At 65.0% G+C, this 19,611-nt stretch carries 15 protein-coding genes; 6 read left to right on the plus strand and 9 right to left on the minus strand.

What is annotated here, in order from left to right:
- Positions 1-113: 113 nt before the first annotated feature.
- The 3 genes from XH92_RS33655 to XH92_RS33665 all read right to left on the minus strand — a co-directional run bounded on the left by XH92_RS33655 (position 114) and on the right by XH92_RS33665 (position 6,082).
- The gene (locus XH92_RS33655) at positions 114-1,694 is read right to left on the minus strand and encodes an alkaline phosphatase (protein ID WP_194455979.1); all 1,581 of its coding nucleotides are present in this window, start codon (positions 1,692-1,694) and stop codon (positions 114-116) included.
- Between the two features lie 343 nt (positions 1,695-2,037).
- Positions 2,038-2,421, minus strand: coding sequence for a hypothetical protein (locus tag XH92_RS33660; protein WP_194455980.1), 384 nt, complete (start codon positions 2,419-2,421; stop codon positions 2,038-2,040).
- A 187-nt stretch (positions 2,422-2,608) separates the two neighbouring features.
- Positions 2,609-6,082 carry an indolepyruvate ferredoxin oxidoreductase family protein gene (locus XH92_RS33665; RefSeq protein ID WP_194455981.1) on the minus strand — a complete coding sequence of 1,158 codons (3,474 nt, stop codon included), beginning with the start codon at positions 6,080-6,082 and terminating at the stop codon, positions 2,609-2,611.
- Between the two features lie 230 nt (positions 6,083-6,312).
- Between XH92_RS33665 and XH92_RS33670 the strand changes: the two genes are divergently transcribed.
- The 4 genes from XH92_RS33670 to XH92_RS33685 all read left to right on the plus strand — a co-directional run bounded on the left by XH92_RS33670 (position 6,313) and on the right by XH92_RS33685 (position 9,222).
- Positions 6,313-7,263, plus strand: a complete 951-nt coding sequence (locus XH92_RS33670) for a hypothetical protein (RefSeq protein ID WP_194455982.1) — start codon at positions 6,313-6,315, stop codon at positions 7,261-7,263.
- Positions 7,264-7,408: 145 nt separating this feature from the next.
- Positions 7,409-7,963 carry a carboxymuconolactone decarboxylase family protein gene (locus tag XH92_RS33675; protein ID WP_194455983.1) on the plus strand — a complete coding sequence of 185 codons (555 nt, stop codon included), beginning with the start codon at positions 7,409-7,411 and terminating at the stop codon, positions 7,961-7,963.
- Position 7,964: 1 nt separating this feature from the next.
- The gene (locus XH92_RS33680) at positions 7,965-8,765 is read left to right on the plus strand and encodes an SDR family NAD(P)-dependent oxidoreductase (protein WP_194455984.1); all 801 of its coding nucleotides are present in this window, start codon (positions 7,965-7,967) and stop codon (positions 8,763-8,765) included.
- A gap of 238 nt (positions 8,766-9,003) precedes the next feature.
- Positions 9,004-9,222 (plus strand): hypothetical protein, encoded by a 219-nt coding sequence (locus XH92_RS33685; RefSeq protein ID WP_194455985.1) that lies wholly within the window; start codon positions 9,004-9,006, stop codon positions 9,220-9,222.
- Positions 9,223-9,347: 125 nt separating this feature from the next.
- Here XH92_RS33685 and XH92_RS33690 read toward each other — a convergent pair whose 3' ends face one another.
- Together XH92_RS33690 and XH92_RS33695 are read right to left on the minus strand one after the other, a co-directional pair.
- Positions 9,348-12,530: an efflux RND transporter permease subunit gene (locus XH92_RS33690; protein WP_194455986.1), complete on the minus strand. Its 3,183-nt coding sequence runs from the start codon at positions 12,528-12,530 to the stop codon at positions 9,348-9,350.
- A 23-nt stretch (positions 12,531-12,553) separates the two neighbouring features.
- Positions 12,554-13,798 (minus strand): efflux RND transporter periplasmic adaptor subunit, encoded by a 1,245-nt coding sequence (locus XH92_RS33695; protein ID WP_194455987.1) that lies wholly within the window; start codon positions 13,796-13,798, stop codon positions 12,554-12,556.
- Between the two features lie 204 nt (positions 13,799-14,002).
- Here XH92_RS33695 and XH92_RS33700 point away from each other — a divergent pair, with 204 nt between their 5' ends.
- Both XH92_RS33700 and XH92_RS33705 read left to right on the plus strand, forming a co-directional pair.
- Complete coding sequence (locus tag XH92_RS33700) at positions 14,003-14,602, plus strand: TetR/AcrR family transcriptional regulator (RefSeq protein ID WP_194455988.1); 600 nt, start codon at positions 14,003-14,005, stop codon at positions 14,600-14,602.
- Between the two features lie 52 nt (positions 14,603-14,654).
- Entirely contained in the window at positions 14,655-16,379 is a 1,725-nt protein-coding gene (locus tag XH92_RS33705; RefSeq protein ID WP_194455989.1) for a SulP family inorganic anion transporter, read from the plus strand.
- A 123-nt stretch (positions 16,380-16,502) separates the two neighbouring features.
- Here XH92_RS33705 and XH92_RS33710 read toward each other — a convergent pair whose 3' ends face one another.
- Genes XH92_RS33710 through phnL form a run of 4 tightly spaced genes read right to left on the minus strand, consistent with a single transcriptional unit; the run spans position 16,503 to position 19,608 of the window.
- Positions 16,503-17,114, minus strand: a complete 612-nt coding sequence (locus tag XH92_RS33710; protein WP_194455990.1) for a pyridoxamine 5'-phosphate oxidase family protein — start codon at positions 17,112-17,114, stop codon at positions 16,503-16,505.
- Between the two features lie 34 nt (positions 17,115-17,148).
- Positions 17,149-17,745: a phosphonate metabolism protein/1,5-bisphosphokinase (PRPP-forming) PhnN gene (gene phnN / locus XH92_RS33715; protein WP_194455991.1), complete on the minus strand. Its 597-nt coding sequence runs from the start codon at positions 17,743-17,745 to the stop codon at positions 17,149-17,151.
- Positions 17,742-18,896: an alpha-D-ribose 1-methylphosphonate 5-triphosphate diphosphatase gene (locus XH92_RS33720; protein ID WP_194455992.1), complete on the minus strand. Its 1,155-nt coding sequence runs from the start codon at positions 18,894-18,896 to the stop codon at positions 17,742-17,744. Before XH92_RS33720 ends, phnN begins: the two co-directional genes overlap by 4 nt.
- 13 nt (positions 18,897-18,909) lie before the next feature.
- Complete coding sequence (phnL, locus tag XH92_RS33725; protein ID WP_194455993.1) at positions 18,910-19,608, minus strand: phosphonate C-P lyase system protein PhnL; 699 nt, start codon at positions 19,606-19,608, stop codon at positions 18,910-18,912.
- Positions 19,609-19,611 lie beyond the last annotated feature (3 nt).

Raw genomic sequence — 19,611 nt, forward strand, 5'->3', positions numbered from 1 at the left:
CAAACCGGCCGTTCCGGCAAGCCGCCCGCAATCAAGATGTCGCGACAAATCCTCGTTTGACGCGTTTTTCTTGGCGCGAACCGGGACTCCACTTCGCTCGAAAGCGCCAGGGGTTAGATATGCTGCGCCATGATCTGGCCGGGCCGCGCATCCGGCCGCGGCTCGATGTCGACCGACCAGAGATCGTGGTTGTCGACGTCCTTGAGCGTCACTGTCATCACGCCGGTCTTGCCGTCGACGTCGACGCGGCCGAAGAATTGCAGGCCAAAGCACGGCGCGAGATTGTCGCCCTGCTCGGCCGAGCAGCCCTTCTGGTACATCGCCTTCGGGCCAAAGGTGTTGTCGAGCTGACCCGGCGACCAGGTGCCGGCATGCAGCGGGCCGGAGACGAACTCCCAGAACGGCTCGAACTCCTGGAACACCGCGCGGTTCGGATCATAATGATGCGCGGCGGTGTAGTGCATGTCGGCGGTGAGCCACACCGTGTTGCGGACACCGGCGCGCTTCATGAACGACAGCAAATCGGCGATCTCGTGCTCGCGCCGCTCCGGCGGGCCGTCGCCGAGCGCCACTGCATCGAGGCTGACGAGGCCGATCGGCAGATCCGCCGCGATCACCTTCCAGACGGCGTCCGACGCCACCAGCTCCCGCTTCAGCCAGGCGAGCTGGCTCTCGCCGAGGATGCAGGCCTTGTCGGGATCACCCTGCTTGTTCCAGCTGGAATCGCGGTACGAGCGCATGTCGATGAGGAAGACGTCGAGCAGCGGCCCGTAGGCGATCTTGCGATAGACCCGGCCGTCGCGCTCCGGCATCAGCCGCATCGGCATGAATTCATGGAAGGCGCGGCGCGCCCGCGCTATCAGACGCGAGCTGCCATCCGTATCATAGCCGGTCGCGTCAGCGGTGCCGAGCGGCGACCAGTCGTCGGCCACCTCGTGATCGTCCCATTGCGCAAACATCGGGACCTCGGCGTGGAAGGCGCGGAAATTCTCGTCGAGCCAGTTGTATTTGTAGTTGCCGCGAAACTCTTCGAGGCTGTGCGCGACGACCGATTTCTCCTCGGTGACGATGTTGCGCCAGACCTCGCCGTTCGGCAGCGCCTGCTCCGACGGCACCGTGCAATCCGCATAGATGTGATCGCCGGAATGAATGAAGAAATCCGGGCGTTCGTTTAGCATGGTGCGATAGCTGCGGAGGCCGCCGCGTGCGGGGTCGATGCCCCAGCCCTGCCCGACGACATCGCCGGACCAGACGAAGGAGACCGACCGGCGGCCGGCCGGCGCGGTACGAAAGTGCCCAATCCTGCTTTCGCCGGCGATGCCGTCGCGATCCTCGAAACGGACGCGGTAGAACAGGTCCTGGCCCGGCGGCAGCCCATCGAGCAGCAGTTTTGCGGTGAAATCGCGCTCGGGCAGTGCATCGGCGGACGCGGTACGCAGGATGGTGGCGAAGCTTTCGACGGAAGCGCATTCGATCTGCATGCGCGCGGCGCGATCGGCGCGGGCCCAGATCACGGCGGAATCGCTTGCGACGTCGCCGGACTGGATACCCCCGATCGCGGGCCGATCCGCGGCGCGGCTCAAATAGGGCTTCGCCAGGGCGCCCAATCCCGCCAGCGCAGCCGTGGACGCCGAACGCACCAGAAGCTGACGCCTGGTAAGGCCTCGCCCCTTCGCGGAGATCGCTGTCGGCATCGAATAACCTTCGTCGAATCGCAACGAAGGTTTTGCCTGCGCCGTTTGACTCCGCCCTTACGGTTTCTTGACTCTCCGCCGACGGTTTTGCGACGGCGGTGTGACTCGGGGAGATGGACCGCGGAACGGGGGCGTCAGGCGTCGAGCACACAAACGCGAAACCCGTCATCCTGAGGAAGCGCGTAGCGCCGTCTCGAAGGATCGACGGCCCGGCTGCTAGATCGGGGCCGATTCATCCTTCGAGGCTCGCTCCGCTCGCACCTCCAGCGACAAAGGCGAAGCCTTTGCGCGGGGATGACGGGTTAGCTGTCCGCGCGAAGGGGAGAACAGAGAACTGAGCCGCCTAATGCTTCCAGTTGCAGATGCCGCCGGTGCGGCACGGCCAGGTCTGGATCCTTGTGTCGCGAGCTTCTGCGTCGAGCGGGTTCGAATGGCGCCGCGCGAGCTTGGTGCGGGCGGGCACATGCGCGGCGCGCTTCCGCTCATGCGGTGCGGTCTCTCGCGGCTCAGTCACCCTGGTCGTGCGCACGGCTTTCTTCGGCGCGACCTTCGGCTCCTCGACCTGCGGCTCGGTGCTCGCATGCTGATCCGGACCATGGTCAGCCTTCGCCTCGACCGGAACCGGCTGGAACTGCGCCGGCGGACCAAGCGGCTTCGGCGACAGCACGGCCCGCGAGAGATCGAGATTGAAGAACTCGCTCGGGCGGTAGTCGTCAGCAAACGCCACGCCACCCAATGCCAGGCACGCGGTACAAACACTTGCAACAAAAGCGTTTTTCAGGACCGTCAAAAGGGCCTCCTGAAATCACTCGAACAGAACAGCCGTTATGTAGGGGCTCGGCCGCGCGAATCCAGCCGCAGCCGCGGGCAGGGTTACCGATCAACCAAGGCGGCAGCGGAACGTTCCCGCAGGCCTACTCCGCGGCCTGCGCCAGCGGCTGGCCGATCGCGCGCTCCAGCCGCGCGCATTCGGTGCGGTAGCGCGCGACATTGCCTTCCTTGATGTGGCCGTAGCCGCGCACGAGGTCCGCGGCCTTCGCCAGTGCGACCAGCCGCGGCAAGTCGAGCGGCTTCTTGCCGTCGAGGTGACGCAGGATCATCGCCGAATAGTCGAGCGGCAGCGCGCGCTCCACCTTGCGCTCGGCGATATAGCCGAAGATATCGAACGCGGTGCCGCGGAGGCCCTTCAGCCCCGCCAGCAGGCCGAACGCCTTGAAGATCCACGGCCCGAACTCGCGCTTCTGCAAACGCCCGGTGACGGGATCGCGCTGCGCCAGCAGCGGCGGCGCCAGCAGGACCTTCAAGCCCGAATTGCCTTCGAACTGCTCCCTCAGGGCCTTGCTGAACTCGCCGTCGGAATAGAGCCGCGCGACCTCGTATTCGTCCTTGTACGCCATCAGTCTGAACAGGCCCTTTGCAAAGGCCTCGGTCAGGTCCTGCGAGCCCGGCGCTGTCGCGGCTTCGGCTGAGCGGACGCGCGCGACGTCGTCGAGATAGCGCTTGGCGTAGGCCGCGTCCTGATAGTCGGTGAGGAACTTGGCACGGAATGCGATCGCCTCATCCAGCGTCTTCTTCGCGGGAGCAGCGCCTGCATTCTTGAAGCGCGCGGCGCTGACCACGCGCTGCAGATCGTGCGCGGCGAGGCGGCCCCACGAGAACGCGGTCTTGTTCATCTCGATCGCGGCGCCGTTGAGCTCGATCGCCTTCAGGATCGCCTCGAGCGACAGCGGGATCGCGCCGCGCTGGAACGCGAAGCCGAGCATGAAGGCATTGGTCGCGATGCTGTCGCCCATCAGCGCGGTGGCGAGCCCGGTGGCATCGAGGATGTCGAGATCATCCGGCCGCACCGCGCCGTTCAGCGCATCGCGCATCGAGCTGGCCTCGAAGTCGATATCCGGATCGATCACGAAGCTCGCGGTCGGCAGCAGATCGGCGTTGACGACGGCGCGGGTGACGCCGCGTTCGGCGCGGCTCAGCGCCGGCACGCTGGTGGCGACGACAAGGTCGCAGCCGAGGATCAGATTGGCATTGCCGGGCGCGATGCGGACGGTGGTCAGCATGTCGGACGCTGGCGCGAGCCGGACATGGCTCATGACCGCGCCGTTCTTCTGCGACAGGCCGGTGAAGTCGAGCGTCGAGCAGGCGAGCCCTTCGACATGCGCGGCCATGCCGAGCAGCGCGCCGATGGTGATGACGCCGGTGCCGCCAATGCCGGTGATCAGGATGTTGTAGGGGTTGCTGAGCGCAGCCGCAGGCGGCGTCGGCAAGTCCGCGAACAGCGCCTTGGGATCGGCGGCGGTGCGGTCGGCCTTGCGCAGCTTGGGGTCCTGCACCATCACGAAGCTCGGGCAGAAGCCCTCGATGCAGGAGAAATCCTTGTTGCAGTTCGACTGGTCGATCCTGCGCTTGCGGCCGAGCTCGGTCTCCAGCGGTTGCACCGAGACGCAGTTCGACGCCACCGAGCAGTCGCCGCAGCCTTCGCAGACGCGCTCATTGATGAAGACGCGCTTGGCCGGATCGGGAAACAGCCCGCGCTTGCGGCGGCGGCGCTTCTCGGCGGCGCAAGTCTGGTCGTAGATCAGGACGGTGAGGCCCTCGATCTCGCGCAAAGTGCGCTGCACGGCATCGAGCTCGCGGCGATGATGGATGGTGGCGCCGGACGGGAAGTAATTGGCGGGATATTTGTCGGGATCGTCGGAGACGATCGCAAGCCTCTTGGTCCCCTCGGCCCAGACTTGATGCGCGATCTGCGACACCGTGAAGCCGCCTTCGGCGGGCTGGCCGCCGGTCATCGCGACCGCGTCGTTGTAGAGGATCTTGTAGGTGATGTTGACGCCTGCCGCGGCCGCCGCGCGCAGCGCCAGCAAGCCCGAATGCGTGTAGGTGCCGTCGCCGAGATTCTGGAACACATGCTGTTCGCTGGTGAACGGCGCCTGCCCGATCCAGCTCACGCCCTCGGCGCCCATATGCGAGATGGTCTGGGTGTTGCGGTTCGGCACCGACAGCGCCATGCCGTGACAGCCGATGCCAGCCATGGCGCGGCTGCCCTCGGGAATCTTGGTCGACGAATTGTGCGGACAGCCCGAGCAGAAATACGGCGTGCGCGAGAGCTTCACGGTGCCCGTGCCCTCGGCCGGGCGGTCGAATGCCTCGAGTTTTGCCAAACGCTGCTCCAGCAGCGGGCTGCGATGGCCGAGCCTCCGCAGCCGGGCCACCACCGCTGCAGCGACCATGGTCGGCGTCAGCTCGCCCTCGCTCGGCAGCAGCGGCGCGCCGCTCTCGTCGCGCTTGCCGACCACCGACGGACGTTTGGACGCGTCCATGTTGTAGAGGATGCGGACCAGCTGGTCCTCGATGAAGCCGCGCTTCTCCTCGACAACGAGCACGTCCTGCAGGCCTTCGGCGAAGGCGCGTGCGCCGCGCGCTTCGAGCGGCCAGGTCAACGCCACCTTGTAGATGCGCAGGCCCAGCGCCTGGGCCTCGGCATCGGTGATGCCGAGATCGGCGAGCGCCTGGCGCAGGTCGAGATAGGCCTTGCCGGTCGCCATGATGCCGAGCCGCGCCGGCTTCGAATCCAGCACGATATGGTCGAAGCGGTTGGCCCGGGCGAAGGCCGCGACCGCCTCCATCTTGGGTCCGTGCAGACGCCGTTCGGCCTCCAGCGGCGGATCGGGCCAGCGGATCGAGAGCCCGTCCGGCGGCATCTCGAAATCGTCAGGCATGATGATCTTGATGCGATCGGGATCGCTGACGATCGAAGCCGAGCTTTCCACCGTCTCGGAGATCGCCTTGAAACCGACCCAGCAGCCGGAATAGCGCGACAGCGCGAAGCCGAGGATGCCGAGGTCGAGATAGTCCTGCAGCGTCGCCGGATTGACCACCGGCATCAGCGCCGAGGCGAAGACCTGCTCGCTCTGGTGCGCGAGGGTGGAGGACTGGCAGCCATGGTCGTCACCGGCGAGCGCGATCACGCCGCCATTCGGCGAGGTGCCGGCCGAATTGGCGTGCTTGAGCGCATCGAGCGAGCGGTCGACGCCGGGACCCTTGCCGTACCAGATGCCGAACACGCCATCGACCTTGGCGCCGGGGAACATGCCGACCTGCTGGCTGCCCCACACCGCGGTCGCCGCCAGATCCTCGTTGAGGCCGGGAACGAAGGCGATGTCATGCTCTTTCAGGAAGGATTTCGCTCGCCATAGCGCGTGGTCGTACATGCCGAGCGGCGAGCCGCGGTAACCGGAGATGAAACCTGCGGTGTTCAGTCCGTGCGCGCGGTCGCGTTCGCGCTGCAACATGGGCAATCGGACCAGCGCCTGGGTACCGGAGAGGAAGATTCGCTTGGTGTCCAACCGGTACTTATCGTCCAGTCCAACTTCCATCAACGCCATCAGTTTCAGGCTCCCCGCCGATCAGGTCACGCCGGTCCGAACCGGTCTCATTATCTTCCGAATGATCATGCATCAGCATGCACTGATTTTGTTATGCATGAACAGCCCCGTTCCATGGCCGCAGCACATATCTCATGGTGCGCATGCTGGGCTCTGCGAGGCCTTGTTGCTCTGCGAGGCTTGCCGAACCCCGGCATCTTTGAAACGGTGCACGCAAAGGGAGACCAAGGATGATTACAGTCGAATCCGCGTTCACGACGGAAATCGTGGAGAACGGCAATCTGCTGGTGGGTCCCTGGCGCAGCCCGAAGCAGATGCTGCAGGCCCAGACTTACGACTCCCACGCTTCGATTCACGACGATGCAACCGCCCAGAAGCTCGGCTTCCGCGGCGGCACGATCGAAGGACCGACTCATTTCAGCCAGTTTGCGCCGCTGTGCGAGCGGATCTGGGGCCGGGCCTGGTTCATGACCGGATGCCTCTCCGCGCATTACCGCAACCCGGTGTTCGAAGGCGAAGAGGTGCAGGCTCAGATCGAGAAGCCGAAGCCGGGCCAGACGGTTTGCACGATCGGGATGATCAAGCGCGACGGCACCGAGATCCTGCGCGGCACCGCCTCGATCGATGGCGACGGCAGCGAGACGGCACTGAGCCACCGGCTTGGCGAATTGAAGCCGCTGACCGATCCCGTGGTCCTCGCCGACATCAAGGTCGGCATGAAGACGCCCCGGCAGGCGATCAAGATGGATTTCGACCAGAACATGGGCGATCTCTATCCGTTCTCGCTGGCCGACAAGCTCAGGGTGATCACCGAGCCGTCGGATTACTATTCGCTGGAACACAATCCCTGGGGCCGCGCCATCATCCCGATGGAGATGCTGAGCGTGCTGTTCCAGTACCGCGCGCGCGAGGACCGGCTGCCGGTCCGCGGCCCGGCCGTCGGACTGTTCGCCGATCAGGAGATCCGGCTTGTGCGCGGGCCGCTCTTCCCGGGCGAGACCTATTGGGTCGAGCGCGAGGTCGTGGCGCTCTCGGGCAGCAAGCGCACCGAGAGCATGTGGGTGCGCTCGACCGTGTTCGATACCGACAACGCCGTGGTCGCGACCATGCTGCTCAACGGCGCCAGCATGAAGGATTCCTACGCCAACTACGAAAGCGAGCACAAAGCGCTCTACGGCTGAAGCGAAGCATGATCCGGAAAAGTGCGAAGCGGTTTTCCGAAAAGATCATGCTCAAACAATGAACTAAAGCGCGATGAGGATTCAACCCAATCTCATCGCGCTTTGGCCGCCGCTTCCGCAAGCCGCCGAACCAAGGACAACAACAATGGCCCGCCTGCCCTATCTCGAATCCGATCAGGTCGCCCCTGAGTATCGCGACATGCTCAAGCGCAACACCAATTTGCACAAGCTGCTGGTCAACTCCCCCGACATGGCGCGCGCCTTCAATGGCATCGGCGGCTATATCCGCTTCAAGAGCAAGCTCGACCCGCGGCTGCGCGAGCTTGCGATCCTGCAGGTCGGCTGGCTCGAGAAATCGGAATACGAGTTCACCCACCATGTGAAGATCGGCAAGGAGTTCGGCGTCACGGACGCGGACATCAAGGGCCTGATCGCCGAGACCGAGGGCAAGCCGTCGCAGCTCGAGCCGCTGGCGAAGGCGATCCTCAGGGGCGCCCGCGAGATGGTGCGCGAGCTTGCGATGTCGGAGGTAACCTTCGCCGAGATCAAGCGAGAGCTGTCCGACGAGCACATGACCGACCTGGTGCTTACCATCGCGTTCTACTGTGCCGTGGTGCGGGTGCTCGCCACCATGCAGATCGACAACGAACCAACCTACAAAGAGGTACTGCAGCAGTACCCGATCCCGGGAGTGAAGTGAGATGCGCCTTCAAGATCGCGTCGCCATCATCGTCGGCGCCGGCCAGAGCCCCGGCGAGGGCATCGGCAACGGCCGCGCCACCGCGCTGACCTTCGCGCGCGAAAGCGCCAAGCTGCTGTGCGTCGATCACAACCTGGCATCGGCGCAGGAGACCGTCGATATGATCGCGGCCAAAGGCGGCACGGCTGTCGCCTTCAAGGCCGACGTCACCAAGAATGCCGACATCAAGGCGATGGTGGCGGATGCGCACGGCCGCTGGGGCAGCGTCGATATCCTGCACAACAATGTCGGCGTCAGCCTCTCCGGCGGTGATGCCGAGCTACTCGACATCACCGAGGAGGCGTTCGACCGCTGCGTGGCGATCAATCTGAAGAGCTGCATCCTCGCCGCCAAGCACGTGATCCCGATCATGCGCCAGCAGCAGCGCGGCTCGATCATCAACATCTCGTCGATGGCCGCGATCACGACCTATCCTTACGTCGCCTACAAAGCGACCAAATCGGCGATGATCGCCTTCACCGAACAGCTCGCCTACCAGAATGCGCAATACGGCATCCGCGCCAACGTGATCTTGCCGGGATTGATGAACACGCCGATGGCGGTGGACACCCGCGCGCGTGAATTCAAGAAGAGCCGCGCCGAGGTCGAAGCCGAGCGCGACAGCAAGGTGCCGCTGCGTCACAAGATGGGCACCGGCTGGGACGTCGCCAATGCCGCACTGTTTCTCGCCTCCGATGAGGCCAACTTCATCACAGGTGTGACATTGCCGGTCGATGGCGGCGCAAGTGTGCGGCGCGGTTAACCAGCCGCTTTAGCCCGGTTAATCGTCTCGATTAACCTGTGTGACGACGTGCGGTTAATCTCTGTGACAACATCACGCGTTGTTGCACCGCAATGATTCGAAAAAATTGAAGTATTCCAATGACACGGCGATGTGACGGCGCGTCCACATAAATCGAAATCCTGACTCGTTGTGGTCGCACGAAATTCATCTGCGCTCTGTATCTCGCACGCCAAGAACTTCTGGAGTGCCTGGACCGATGAGCGAAGAATTCGAACTCAGACCCGATCAGTGGGATGCGCTGAAAGCGCTGCGGGCTCCCGCAGCAAACCCGTCACGGCTGAACCGGTTCGCCGTTGAAAGCCTGATGACGCTCGGTTATGTCGCCGTGCGCGGCGATTCGTTTGAACTGACGCCCGCGGGCCGCAAGGTGCTGGTCCGCGGTTCGTCGCTTCTGCTGCTCGACATCGCAGCCTGATCCCTTCGAAGCTGACATCAACGAGAGCTTCAGTCTTGAACCGAAGCTCTCGTTTGTTGTTTTGACGCGTTTTCTTCACGCGAGCCGGCATCCACTTGGCTCGAAAACGCTCTGCACACGCGGCATCATGCCGCGTGTGCTTTTCCAGGGATGGTCGCCTCGCCGTGTTGCGTCAGCGGCTTCATCCCGGTGATCGTGCGCAGCAGCACATAGAACACCGGCGTCAGGAACAGGCCGAACACGGTGACGCCGATCATACCGGAGAACACCGCGACGCCCATCGCGCGCCGCATCTCCGAGCCCGCGCCGGTCGACAACACCAGCGGCAGCACGCCCATGATGAACGCCATCGACGTCATCAGGATCGGCCGCAGCCTTAAGCGACTCGCCTCGATCGCGGCGCGGATCGGTGAGCGTCCGGCGAATTCGAGCTCGCGCGCGAATTCGACGATCAGGATGGCGTTCTTGGCCGACAATCCGACCAGCACGATCAGGCCAATCTGGGTGAAGACGTTGTTGTCGCCCTTCGAGAGCCAGACGCCGAACATCGCCGCCAACAGGCCCATCGGCACGATCATGATGATCGAGAGCGGCAGCGCCAGGCTCTCATAGAGCGCGGCGAGCACCAGGAACACCAGGAGGATCGCGAGCGGAAACACCCAGATTCCGGAATTGCCGGCGATGAACTCCTGATAGGTCAGGTCGGTCCATTCGAAGGCAAAGCCGGGCGGCAGCACTTCGGCCGCGATCCGCGTCGCCGCCTCCTGCGCCTGGCCGGAGGAATAGCCCGGTGCCGCGGCGGCGTTGATGTCCGACGACAGGAAGCCGTTGTAGCGGATCGCACGCTCCGGACCCGCGCTCTGGCGGACCTTCAGCAGCGCCGACAGCGGCACCATGTCGCCCGACGACGAGCGCACCTTCAGCTGCCTGATGTCGTCGGCGCGGGCGCGGAACGGCGCGTCGGCCTGGACATAGACCGAATAGGTGCGGCCGAATTTATTGAAGTCGTTGACGTAGTACGAGCCGAGATAGATCTGCAGCGTGTTGAACACCTCCGTGACCGGCACGCCGAGCTGCAACGCCTTGGTCCGGTCGATGTCGGCAAACAGCTGCGGCACGTTGACCTGGAAGCTCGAGAACACGCCGGCGATCTCCGGCGCTTTCTGCATCGCCGCCATGAACGCCTTGGTCGCGTCGTTCAGCGCCCCGTAGCCGAGGCCGGCGCGGTCCTCGATCTGCAGCTTGAAGCCGCCGATGGTGCCGAGGCCGTTGACCGGCGGCGGCGGGAACATGGCGATGAAGGCGTCCTGGATGCCGGCATACTTCTTGTTCAGCGCCATCGCGATCGCAGGTCCCGAGAGCGACGGATCCTTGCGCTCCTCGAACGGCTTCAGGGTCGAGAACACGATGCCGGCGTTGGACGAGTTGGTGAAGCCGGAGATCGACAGGCCGGGAAACGCCACCGAGCTTTCGACACCGGGCTGGGTCAGCGCGATGTCGCTCATCTTGCGGATCACTTCCTCGGTGCGGTCGAGCGTGGCACCGTCGGGCAGCCGCGCAAAGCCGACCAGGTACTGCTTGTCCTGACCAGGCACGAAGCCCGACGGCACCTGCTTGAACAGCACGCCGGTCAGGCCGATCAAGAGCACGTAGAGGCCGATCACCACGGCCTTGCCGTAGATCACCTTGGTGACGGTGCGGCCGTAATTCTCGGACGACTTGGTGAAGACCTTGTTGAAGCCGCGGAAGAACCAGCCCAGCGACCTCTCCATGATCCGGGTCAGCCAGTCCTTCGGTTCGTGATGCCCCTTGAGCAGCAGCGCCGACAGCGCCGGCGACAGCGTCAGCGAATTGATCGCCGAGATCACGGTCGAGATCGCGATCGTCAGCGCGAACTGCTTGTAGAACTGTCCGGTGAGGCCGGAGATGAAGGCGAGCGGCACGAACACCGCGATCAGCACCAGCGCGATCGCGATGATCGGGCCGGACACTTCGCGCATTGCCTGGTTGGTGGCATCGCGCGGCGACAGGCCGGATTCGATGTTGCGCTCGACGTTCTCGACCACGACGATGGCGTCGTCGACCACGATGCCGATCGCCAGCACCAGGCCGAACAGGCTGAGCGCGTTGATCGAGAAGCCGAACACATGCATCACCGCGAAGGTGCCGACGATCGACACCGGAACCGCGATCAGCGGAATGATCGAGGCGCGCCAGGTCTGCAGGAACAGGATCACGACCAGCACGACCAGCGCGATCGCCTCCAGCAGCGTGTGGATGACGGCCTCGATCGAGGAGCGCACGAACTGCGTCGGATCGTACACGATCTGGTAAGACACGCCTTCCGGCATGTTCTTCTTGATCTCGGCCATCGTCGCGCGGACATGATCGGAGATCTCCAGCGCGTTGGAGCCCGGCGCCTGGAAGATCGGGATCGCGACCGCCTGCTTGTTGTCGAGCAGCGACCGCAGGCCGTATTCGGAGGCGCCGAGCTCGATCCGCGCGACGTCGCGCAGCCGCACCACCTCGCCGGCCGCACCGGTCTTCACCACGATGTCGCCGAACTGCTCCTCGGTCGACAGCCGTCCCTCGGCGTTGACGGAGAGCTGCAGGTCAAGGCCCTTGACGCTCGGCGAGGAGCCGACCACGCCGGCCGCGGCCTCGACGTTCTGGGCCTGGATCGCGCGCACCACGTCGCTCGCAGTCAGCGCATGCTCGGCGGCCTTCTGCGGATCGACCCAGACCCGCATCGAATAGTCGCCGGCGCCGTAGAGCTGGACGTCGCCGACGCCGTCGATCCGCGCCAGCCGGTCCTTGACGTTGAGCACTGCGTAGTTGCGCAGATACGTCATGTCGTAGCGGTTGTTCGGCGACAGCAGATGCACGACCATGGTGAGGTCGGGCGAACTCTTCTTGGTGATGATGCCGAGCTGGCGCACCACGGCCGGCAGGCGGGGCTCGGCCTGCTGCACGCGGTTCTGCACCAGCTGGGTGGCCTTGTCGGGGTCGGTGCCGAGCCGGAACGTCACTGTCAGCGTCATCGCGCCGTCGGTGGTCGCCTGGCTCGACATATAGAGCATGCCCTCGACGCCGTTGATCTGCTCCTCGATCGGGGTTGCGACCGTCTCGGCGATCACCTTCGGATTGGCGCCGGGATAGGTCGCGCGCACCACGACCGACGGCGGCACCACGTCGGGGTATTCCGAGATCGGCATCGCCACCAGCGAGATCAGGCCGGCCAGGAAGATCAGGATCGATAGCACGCCGGCGAAGATCGGCCGGTCGATGAAGAATTTGGAGAGATTCATGGCTCCGCCCCCGCGTGCAGCGCCTAGCGCTGCACGACGTGCTGGTTGGTTTCAGTGGATGCCTGCTGCATGCCGCGCGCGCCCATCTCGGCGACTTCCATCTTCAGAAGGGCGCCGGGCCGCACGCGCTGCAGACCGTTGACGACGATGCGGTCGCCGGATTTCAGGCCGGCGGTGACGATCCGCAGGCCATCGACCGCGCCGCCGAGCGTGACCGAACGATAGACCGCGCGGCTGTCGTCACCGACCAGCATGACGAACTTCTTGTCCTGGTCGGTGCCGACGGCCCGCTCGTCGATCATCACCAAGGTCTGCTGCTTGGGCTGGCCCATCCGCACGCGGGCGAACTGTCCCGGAATCAGCCGACCGTCTTCGTTCTTGAACACGGCGCGGACCCGGATGGTGCCGCTCTGCCCGTTGACCTGGTTGTCGATCAGCTGGATATGCCCCTTGGCGCTGAGGCCGCCCGACGTCACCATGTCGACCGGGATCTGATCGAGATTGCCACGCTTGCCGGAAGCATCCGCGATCGAGTTCAGCGCACGCAGCACGACCTCCTCGTCGGCGTCGAAGCTCGCGTAGATCGGATTGACCGAAACCAGCGAGGTCAGGACCGGTGACGAGGTGCCGGCCGCAACGAGATTGCCGACGGTGACCTCGATCCGGCCGACCCGGCCATCGACCGGTGCGCGGACCTCGGTGTAGTCGAGATTGAGCTTTGCGGTCTGCAGCGCGGCTTCGGCGGCCTTGACGTTGGCGATCGCCTCGCGGTTGGCGTTGTCGCGCTGGTCGAAATCGCGCTTGGTGACGATGTTGTTGCCGACCAGCTGTGCGCCGCGCTCGACCTCGCTCGTGGTGAACACCACGCGGGCCTTGGCCGCCTCGAGCTGCGCCTGGGCGCGGTCGACCTCGGCCGCGTAGGGCGCCGGGTCGATCTTGAACAGGATGTCGCCGGCCTTCACCAGCGCGCCCTCGGTGAAGTTGGTCGAAAGGATCGCGCCGGCCACCCGTGGCCGCAGCTGGACGCGGTCGACGGCCTCGAGCCGGCCCGAGAAGTCGTCGAACAGGGTGGTCGGCCGCGGCTGGATCACCGCCACGGTGACCGGGACCGCCGGTTCAGGGGCGGCGGCAGTGGCGGTCGCCTGTGCGGCATGGAAATAATGGCCGGTTGCAATCGAACCGGCCACCGCAAGGGCGCCGATGATCACGACACCGCCGACGACGCGTCGGAAACGGCCGGTAGGGGGATTTTGGGTTGACGAGGGCATTCACGCGCTCCAGACATCTGTAGTGTTTGCTACAGATGTGGAGCTGGACGCCGGTCTGCAAGATACTTATGTATCGAGCACTATGAATTTATTATCTCATTCGTGGGGAAATGGGAAGACGCGGAAAAACACTACGTGCAACAAGAGGATAAGTCAGGGACAATCCGTCACAGAAACGGCACCCGGCTTACGGAGCAACGAAAAATGGGAATGGGACGCCCCCGCGCCTTCGACGCGGACGCCGCTTTGGACCGGGCCATGGACGTGTTCTGGCGCCACGGTTACGAGGGCGCGACGATCGCGCAGCTCACCGAGGCGATGAGCATCAATCCACCCAGCCTCTATGCCGCCTTTGGCAGCAAGGAAGGCCTGCTAAAGGCTGCGCTCGACCGTTACACCGAAAAGCGCGATGCCTGGATGGAGAAGGTTTTGGGCGCCTCCAGCGCCCGCGAGGTCGCCGAACGATTTCTGATCGAGCACGCCGACGCCCAGACCGATCCCGCCAACCCGCCCGGCTGTCTGCTGGTCCAGGGCGGCCTGGCCTGCGGCACCGGCTCGGAGAACGTTCCATTCGAACTGGCGGCGCGCCGCACCCGCACCGAGGACCAGCTGCGCGAGCGCTTTGTCCGCGCCAAGGCCGAACGCGACCTCGGTGAAAGCGCCGATCCGGTCACGCTGGCCCGCTATCTCTCCGCGGTCACGTCGGGCATGTGCGTGATGGCCTCCTCGGGCGCCGACCGCAATGCGCTGCGCGAGATCGCGGCGGTGTCGCTGAAGGCGTTCGACGAGCAGGCGAAGGGGTAGAACGGTTCACGTCAAGCGCGTGCGAGCTCCAGCGGGATTGGGAGTGACCGCGATGAATCATTGGACCGGCTGGCTGCCAGGTCTCGACACGCTCCGTCGATATGAAGCGGCGTGGCTTCGACACGACGTCTTTGCCGGGCTTGTGCTCGCGACCATGCTGGTCCCGGTCGGCATCGCCTATGCGGAAGCGTCGGGCTTGCCCGGCATCTACGGGCTTTACGCAACGATCATCCCACTCCTCGTCTACGCGTTGTTCGGACCGAGCCGCATCCTCGTGCTGGGACCGGACTCGGCGCTTGCAGCCGTCATCCTCGGCGTTGTCGTTCCGCTGTCGGGCGGCGATCCCCGGCGCGCGGCAGCGCTGGCCGCCATGATGGCCATCGTCTCCGGGACGGTCTGCATCGTGGCCGGCATCGCGCGGCTGGGATTCCTGACCGAGCTGCTGTCCAAGCCGATCCGCTACGGTTACATGAACGGCATTGCCCTGACCGTGCTGATCAGCCAGCTGCCGAAGCTGTTCGGCTTCTCGATCGAAAGCGATGGACCTCTGCGCAGCGTCTGGGCGATCGGCGGAGCGATCCTTGACGGAAAGACAAATTGGGTCGCCCTCGGGATCGGCTTGGCCACCCTGGCGGCGATCCTGCTGCTCGCGCGCAACAAACGGCTACCGAGCATTCTGATTGCGGTCGTCGCGGCAACGGTCGTCACGGGGGTCTTCGATCTCGGCGCGCGCTATGGCGTAAAGATTCTGGGTCCGCTTCCGGAAGGCTTGCCGGGTTTTGCCATCCCCTGGATCGGCTATGGCGACATCGTGCAGGTGCTGATCGGCGGGTGCGCGGTCGCGCTGGTGTCATTCGCCGACACCAGCGTGCTGTCCCGGTCCTATGCGGCGAGATTGGGTGATCGCGTCGATCCCAACCAGGAGATGGTGGGGCTCGGCGCAGCCAATCTGGCGGCCGGCTTTTTTCAGGGCTTTCCGATCAGCAGCAGCAGCTCGCGCACGCCTGTCGCAGAAGCTGCCGGAGCGCGCACCCAATTGACCAGTGTCATCGGCGCGCTTGCCATCGCCTTTTTGCTGCTGATGGCGCCAAATCTGCTCGAGCATCTGCCCAACGCCGCGCTGGCCGCCGTCGTCATCGCCGCCGCACTCGGCCTGTTCGAGATCGGCGACCTCAGGCGAATCTACCGCATTCAGCAGTGGGAGTTCTGGCTATCGGTGGTTTGCTTTGTCGGCGTGGCCGTGCTGGGGGTGATTCCGGGAATTGGCCTTGCCATCGTGCTCGCCATCGTCGAGTTCCTGTGGGACGGCTGGCGGCCGCATTCCGCCGTGCTGGGCCGCGCCTCCGGCGTCAAGGGTTATCACGACATCACTCGATATCCGGGCGCCCGCCAAGTCCCCGGGCTGGTGCTGTTCCGGTGGGATGCGCCGCTATTCTTCGCCAACGCCGAGTTCTTCAAGGAGCGCGCGCTGGATGCCGTGGCAAAATCTCCGACGCCGGTGCGCTGGCTGGTGGTCGCGGCCGAGCCGGTCACCAGTGTGGACGTGACCGCCGGCGACATTCTCACCGAGCTGGACGAGGCGTTGCACGCACAGAAGATCGAGCTGTGCTTTGCCGAGCTCAAGGATCCCGTCAAGGACAAGCTGAAGAAATTCGGCCTGCTGGCACAGCTTGGCGAGGACAACTTCTTCCCGACCATCGGCGCCGCGGTTTCGCGCTACCTCGAAATCAATACCGACGTGACCTGGGAGGACTGGGAAGACCGGGCTGACGCCTAGAGAGTTTTCGAGCGAAGTGGGATACCGGTTCGCGTGAAGAAAACGCGTCAAACAAATGGCTAGAGCCCCGTTCCGATTCAATCGGAACGGAGCTCTAGCTTCACTCCCAGCCGTTCGCGCGAATCACCACATCGTCTGCCGCGCGCGCTCCGGCCATTCGCGATCGTATTTTTCACCGCCGACCGTGTGCTCGCTCATCTCGGCGAGGATCTGGCCTGGCGTCGGCAAGGCGTTCGGATCAACCCGCTTGTCCGGATTCCAGAGGTCGAAGCGCACGATCGCGCGGGCGCACTGGAAATAGATCTCGTCAACGGTCATCACGATCACCGTGCGCGGCGCCTTGCCTTCCGTCTTGAAGGAGGCGAGGAGCTCCGGCTCGGCCGAGACATAGGCGCGTCCGTTGACCCGCAGCGTGCTGCCCGAGCCCGGGATCAGGAACAGCAGCCCGACACGGGGATCGCGCACGATGTTGCGCAGCGAATCGCAGCGATTGTTGCCGCGCCGATCCGGCATCATCAGCGTCTTCGCATCGTGGATGCGCACGAAGCCTGGCAGGTCGCCGCGCGGCGAGCAATCGAGCCCCTCGGGGCCGGAGGTCGCAAGCGACACGAATGGCGACTTCTCGATGAGCACGCGATAGAGCGGCGTGACGTGATCGGCGACCTTCACGGTCGACGCGTCGTTCGGAAAGCCGTAGATCGCCTCAAGCTGCTCGATCGTGGAAATCACCGACATTCGTGCTGTTCTCCTTTGTGGCTACTCGTTGCTGCTACTCATCCCAGCGTTCGCCCTTGATGATGCGGACAAGCTGTCGCGCGTGATATTCGGCGGTGCCGGAATTGACGATGGTGAAATCGGGCGTCGACGTGCTCTCGTCGACGGTGCGGGCCAGCCGCTGCGCGAGAAGGCCGTCGCTGCTGCGTGCCCGCATCGCAAGCCGCGCGGCCAGCACATCCGGCGGTGCCGTGACCAACACCACGACGGCATTGGCATAATTGCGGCGCGCCGCCGCGATCACCGTGCGCGAGACGTTCGCGATCACGCTGCGTCCGGCCCGGATCTCATTATTGATCGCCCGCGACAGTCCATAGCGATGGCCATGGGCTTCCCAGTGCATCGCATAGTCGCCGGCAGCGACCGCGCGCTGGAAAGCTTCCGCGCTGACCTCTTGATTGTCTTCCGACACTGAGGCCTCGCGGGTGATCAGGCGACGCGGAAACACGACGTCGCGATCGTCGGCGCAGGCCGCCTTCGCCAGTCCCAGCAGCGTGTCCTTGCCCGCACCGCTCGGGCCGACCACCAGGATCAACCGGCCTGGCCCGATCGTGGTGGCGTGCTGCGCGGCGACGGCAGGGACTTCGCTCATGCCACCCTGGCTCCTTCGCGCCACACGCTGCGCACCACGGGCAGATCGCGCGCGACGTGGACGCGGATCAGATCGGCGCGCCTGCCGACCGCGATCTCGCCGCGATCGGTGAGGCCAACCGCTTCGGCCGGCGTCTTGGTCACGGTGCGGACGGCGGAGGCAAGATCGATCGCCGGCACATGCCGCGGTAGTTGCAGCGCCGCCATCAAGAGGCTCGACGGGATGTAGTCCGACGACAGGATGTCGAGCATGCCCTCATTGGCGAGATCGACGGCGGCGATGTTGCCGGAGTGCGAGCCGCCGCGCACCACGTTCGGCGCGCCCATCAGAATGTCGATGCCGGCGGCGTGCAGGCCGCGCGCGGCTTCCATCGTGGTCGGGAATTCCGCGACTGCGACCCTGTCGTTGACGGCGTCGACCACGTTCTCGTCCGTGGTGTCATCATGGCTCGCCAGCGGAATCTTGTACTCATGCGCCAGCGCGACGATCGCGCGGGTGTTCGCCACCGCATATTCCTTCTGATAGGCGAAGCGCCGGGCGAACAGCACGTCGAGCTGGGCGTCGGTCATGCCGCCGCCCTTGCCGCGATAGTAGTCGCGCAGCTTCACCTCGTCGCGGAACTGGCGCTGGCCCGGCGTGTGATCCATCAGCGACATCAGCCGTACGTCGGGCCGGTCGATCAGCTCCTTGGCCTCGGCGACGACATCGGGCATCGGCACCTCACAGCGCAGATGCAGGAAGTGATCGGCGCGCAGCAGATTCTCCTCGCGCGCGGCCGAGATCGCCGCGGCCAGCACGCCGGCGCGGCCGTCGACGTCCTCGGCGCCGTCCTCGCGCCAGACCCGCAGCGAATCCAGCACCGTGGTGATGCCCGAGGTCGCGAGCTGCCCGTCATAGGAGATCACGGCGGCGACCGGATTCCAGAACACCTTCGGCCGCGGCACATAGTGCATCTCGAGATGGTCGGTGTGCAGCTCGATCAGCCCGGGCATCAGGAGATCGCCGCCGGCGTCCTCCGCGGCCTCGGGCGCCCTGCCCTCGCCGAACTCGGTGATCTTGCCGTCGGATATCGCAACCCAGCCCTGCTCGATCACGCGATCGGCGAGGACCAGCCGGGCGTTGCCGATGATGGTGTCTTGCTTGGCGGTCATTTCAAACGGTCCTTCAGGCAGCGGCGGCGAACGAGGTCACGTCGACGATACGGTCGGCAATCAGATGGCGGATTTCGTCGTCATGGACAATCGCGACCATCGCGACGCCCCTGGTTTTCTTCTCCGCAATCAGCTCGACCACCACTGCGCGATTCGCCGCATCGAGCGATGCGGTCGGCTCGTCCAGCAGCAGGATCGGCAGGTCGGAAATGAAGCCGCGCGCGATGTTGACGCGCTGCTGCTCGCCGCCGGAGAAGGTCGAGGGCGGCAAGGTCCACAGCCGCTCCGGAATGTTGAGCCGACGCAGCAATTGCCCGGCGCGCTCGCGGGCTTCCTCGCGCGCCACGCCGTTGACGATCAGCGGCTCGGCGACGACGTCGATGGTCGCCACCCTCGGCACCGCGCGCAGGAATTGGCTGACATAGCCAATGGTCGAGCGGCGGATGCTCAGCACCTGGCGCGGCTCGGCGGTCGCAAGGTCGACAACCTTGCCGTGGTGACGGATGCCGATCCGGCCGCTGTCGCAGCGGTAATTGCCGAAGATCATCTTCAGGATCGAGGATTTGCCGGCGCCCGACGGGCCCGACAGCACCACGCATTCGCCCGGCTCGACGTGGAACGAGACTCCGCGCACCACGGGCAGCTCGACGCCGCCCTGCAAATGCATGGTGAAGGTCTTCTCGGCGTTGGCAAGTTCGATCATCGCGGTCATTGG

The sequence above is a fragment of the Bradyrhizobium sp. CCBAU 53421 genome (assembly GCF_015291625.1).
GTDB lineage: Bacteria > Pseudomonadota > Alphaproteobacteria > Rhizobiales > Xanthobacteraceae > Bradyrhizobium.